The 3,836-nt window shown below is 61.1% G+C and carries 4 protein-coding genes; 2 read left to right on the forward strand and 2 right to left on the reverse strand.

Annotated features, from left to right (window positions below; genetic code table 11):
- Window positions 1-109: 109 nt before the first annotated feature.
- Window positions 110-1,201, forward strand: coding sequence for a hypothetical protein (locus FJ398_26605; protein MBM3841457.1), 1,092 nt, complete (start codon window positions 110-112; stop codon window positions 1,199-1,201).
- On the opposite strand, the gene FJ398_26610 is transcribed toward FJ398_26605, so the two are convergent.
- Together FJ398_26610 and FJ398_26615 are read right to left on the reverse strand one after the other, a co-directional pair.
- The gene (locus tag FJ398_26610; protein ID MBM3841458.1) at window positions 1,198-1,446 is read right to left on the reverse strand and encodes a hypothetical protein; all 249 of its coding nucleotides are present in this window, start codon (window positions 1,444-1,446) and stop codon (window positions 1,198-1,200) included. The genes FJ398_26605 and FJ398_26610 overlap by 4 nt on opposite strands.
- 111 nt (window positions 1,447-1,557) lie before the next feature.
- On the reverse strand, window positions 1,558-2,400 hold the full coding sequence (locus tag FJ398_26615) for a hypothetical protein (protein ID MBM3841459.1): 843 nt from the start codon (window positions 2,398-2,400) through the stop codon (window positions 1,558-1,560).
- 309 nt (window positions 2,401-2,709) lie between these two features.
- Here FJ398_26615 and FJ398_26620 point away from each other — a divergent pair, with 309 nt between their 5' ends.
- Window positions 2,710-3,558 carry a DUF1080 domain-containing protein gene (locus FJ398_26620; GenBank protein ID MBM3841460.1) on the forward strand — a complete coding sequence of 283 codons (849 nt, stop codon included), beginning with the start codon at window positions 2,710-2,712 and terminating at the stop codon, window positions 3,556-3,558.
- The last annotated feature ends 278 nt before the right edge of the window (window positions 3,559-3,836 follow it).

Below are 3,836 nucleotides of genomic sequence, written 5' to 3' on the forward strand. Positions count from 1 at the left end.
CTTCAGGACTTCGGCGACGCGGCGGTGAGGGGTTACATTGATCTTGCTCGCGCTCTGGGCGGATTGACTTTAAGCTCGGTCCGAATTCGACATCCACTTCAACACCAGATTGCGTATGAATCCCAAAATCTCCCGCCGTCATTTCATGGCCGCCACCGCCGTTGCGCTTGCCGCGCCGCGCGTGCTCACGGCGCAGAAATCTCAACAACAGCTCGTCATCGGCACGGGCGAACACAAATATGAAGTCCTGCACCACTGGGCCCAGTTGCCGGATAAATACTCCTGGCAAACCACGCACAACGTCGCCGTGGACCGCGACGGCCTGCTCTACGTCATCCATGAGGGGCGCGAGGATCTGAAGGATCATCCATCGATCTTCGTGTTCGATCCGCAGGGGAAGTTCGTGCGCGCGTTTGGCAGCCAGTTCCAGGGCGGCGGGCACGGGCTCGAAGTTCGCACCGAGGGCCGGGAGCAATTCCTCTACATCACCGGCTATCAGCAGTTGAAGAATTTCGCCAAGCTCACGCTGAAAGGCGAGTTGGTCTGGGAAAAGCGCGCGCCGATGGATTCAAAGCTTTACCCGTCCGGAGAAGACACCCAACCCGCGAAGCGCTGGGGCCGCGACGCGTTCATGCCCACCAATTACGCGTTCCTCCCCGACGGCGGATTTTTCCTCGCGGACGGCTACGGCTCCTACCGCATCCATCGCTACGACAAGAACGGGAATTGGAAATCCATGTTCGGCTCTCCCGGAAAAGAGGATGGCCAGTTCAACACGCCGCACGGCCTCTGGATCGACAACCGGCCAGGCCGCGAACCGTCCCTCGCCATCGCGGACCGCGCGAACAAGCGGCTGCAATGGTTCACGCTCGAAGGCAAACATCTCAAGACGCTCGACGGCTTCATTCTCCCCGCGAACATCGACGCGCGCGGCGACGTGCTGCTTGTGCCCGACCTGAGCGCCCGCATCACGCTGCTCGACAAAAACGACCAGGTCATCGTTCACCTGGGCGAAGACCCGGCGTGGCGCGAACAAGTGCTGAAAGACGGCATGAAAATGCGCCGCGACGAGAAGGGCGAAAGCTGGGTCCCGGGCAAATTCCTCCATCCGCACGACGCGTGCTTCGATCCGGCCGGAAACATCTACGTGGCCGAGTGGGTCCAGACGGGACGAATCACGAAACTACGGAAGGTCAGCTAGAAGAAAACACCCGATAGCCCCTCGGTAGGGCGAGCCTGTCCCCAGCGAGCCGATTCGGCCGTGTTCCAAGCACGTCGAGCGGCTCGCCGGGACGGACTCGCCCTACCTTGTTCATGGAAGCTTCCCATGAACCGTCTCTTCGGACCGCGGCCTTTAGGCCGCTTCAAGGCTCGACAGCGCGGAGTGCGCGGAAGCAGCATGAAGGCTGCGGTCCGCCCGGTCTTGGGTTCTTGGACCATGTGCACGGCTCGAAGGCCGTGGGAGCTCCCATGAACCGGATAGGGCTGCGTTGCCGCGCAGCCAGTTTTCAGTCGATGCGGCGGCGCGGCAGCGCCGCCCTACCATCGACGGATTCCTCACGGAGCCAGCAAGGCCTCTCGGCGTTGCATCTGGCCGAGGGCTTTGCGAGCCATCTCCCGCACCGAGGGAAGATCATTCGCGGCGGCCAGGCGCTGGAGTGTTTGCACGGCCAGTCTGGATCGCGGACTGGCTTCGCGCAGGTGAAGGATCAAAACCGTCCGATTCCGAAAGTTCGTCCGGATCGTCTCACAGAGCGCTGCCACGGCGAATTCGTTGGTGCGCTGGAGTTGAAGCAACCACCCTGTGGCGTTGGCGCGCACAATTTCGCGCGGATCATTCCGCATCGAGTCGTGCAGAACTTCGATGGCTTGCTGCGGCGCGATGCGTTTCAGAATGTGAACGCTCTGGAGGTAAACATGCGTGTCGTTCGACCACGCGCGCTCGCGTTCGGCTTCGTTCACCAAAATCGGAACGAACGGCTCCTCAAACGCCCGGACTTGCGCCAGAGCTTGCAGCGCGTGCTCCCGTGAAATGAAGGTCTGAACTCCCGTTTTCGCCGGGCCTGCGTCCAGAGCGGCGGAGACCAACGCCAGGGCGTTCGTGTTGGGACTGTTGATCTGACCCAGCGCCACCGCGGCCTGAGCACCGAGCGCCGACTGGCTCGTGGTTTGAAGGATTTTCTCCAAGGCTGGCACCGCGGCGGCCGCATCCGGACCGTGGTTTCCAGGCACGGCGATCGCGGTCCGCGAGATCCACCAAGGCCACGAAGACAGGTTTTCCGCGAGCGCGGGAATAGCCGCTTTCCCGGCGGGCCCAAACTTTTCAAGCTCACGCCCGGCGAGCCATTGCGTCGCGACGTGGGTACTCAGGAGTCCACCGATGATGAAGGGCAGACCCATGCCCGCATCTCGTTCCAAGGAGTGCGACTGTGTTCTGCTCCTTCCACGGATCTTGTGCGCGTGGTCCGCCAATCCCAAGGGGATTGCGCCCTCCAGACCAGGGTTGCGTCGGAATCCCGTTGGGATTCTAGACGGAAGAATTGCGTGTAAGGAGCGCGGCTGTGGTCGCAGCCCCAGCCGCGGCGTGCGGGACTCTTCTGTAGTGCCGTGGCTGGCGCTCCGCACAGAGCCGCGCACCAGAATCCTCGCCGAACTGATCGATTCTCGCGGGAATTGCCAAAGGGCTCTCCGTCGGCGTACTGTGCCGCCATGTGGATCTGGAGAGCCGCAATTCCGTTGATGCTCTGCCCCGGTGTCATGGGCTCGGAACCGGCGCTGCCTATCTCCCCGAAGGCAAACGCCATCCCCCTCTTCAACGGCGCCAATCTTGATGGCCTTTATACGTGGCTGGTGGATGCCAAACACAGTGATCCGCGGCGCGTCTTCAGCGTCACCAATGGCCTGATTCGCATTTCCGGCGACGGCCTGGGCTACCTGGCTACGAAACAGGAATACCGCGATTACCGGTTGGTTGTGGAATTCAAATGGGGCGAGAAAAACTGGCCTTGGGGTGATCGCGTGGGCAAGGCGCGCGATTCGGGGATATTTCTTCACGCCACGGGACCTGATGGCAACAGCCAGGATGGGAAGGGCGCGTTCATGGCCGCGATCGAGTGCAACGTCTTTCAAGGCGCAACCGGCGATTTCCTTTTGATCCGCGGCCGTGCGCCGGAAGGCACATTGATCTCGCCCACGATAACGGCTGAAGTCGCTCCGCAGCACGACGCGGATGGCTGGTTCACCTGGCAGGAAGGCGGGCGGCGGCAAACGATTCAAACCTGGGGCCGGCTCAACTGGTTTGGGAAAGATCCGCAATGGAAGGACGCGTTGGATTTCCGCGGGACGCGCGATGTTGAAAGCCCGCGCGGCGAATGGACTCGCGTCGAGTGCATTTGCCGGGGTGATCGCATTACGATCCGTGTCAACGGCGCCATCGTCAACGAAGCCTTCGATGTGTACCCGCGATTTGGAAGGATTCTCCTCCAATGCGAAGGCTCAGAAATCTTCTTCCGCCGATTCGAACTCCACCCCCTGACTCCCCTGACAACTGGCAACTGACAACTGACAACTGCCCAACTCTGCGCCGCCACCCATCGAATGGCGTAGTGCACCAGCGAGGCGCTGTCCTTCAAATCCAGTTTCCTTTTGATATTGGCGCGGTGGAATCGCTCCCGCCAAAACCGCAATTTATTTTTGCACAGACCCTAAGAGAGGGTGTTACGAAAGGGTGTAAGCTGAGATGCGGATTTACTGGCGATTTTGCAAATTTTCGGTGACGCGGCGTTTTCGCAGTTCAGGCGCCTTCCTCCCAATCCCAAGCGAGTTGTTCGGGCAGG

This window comes from Verrucomicrobiota bacterium (genome assembly GCA_016871535.1).
Taxonomy (GTDB): domain Bacteria; phylum Verrucomicrobiota; class Verrucomicrobiia; order Limisphaerales; family SIBE01; genus VHCZ01.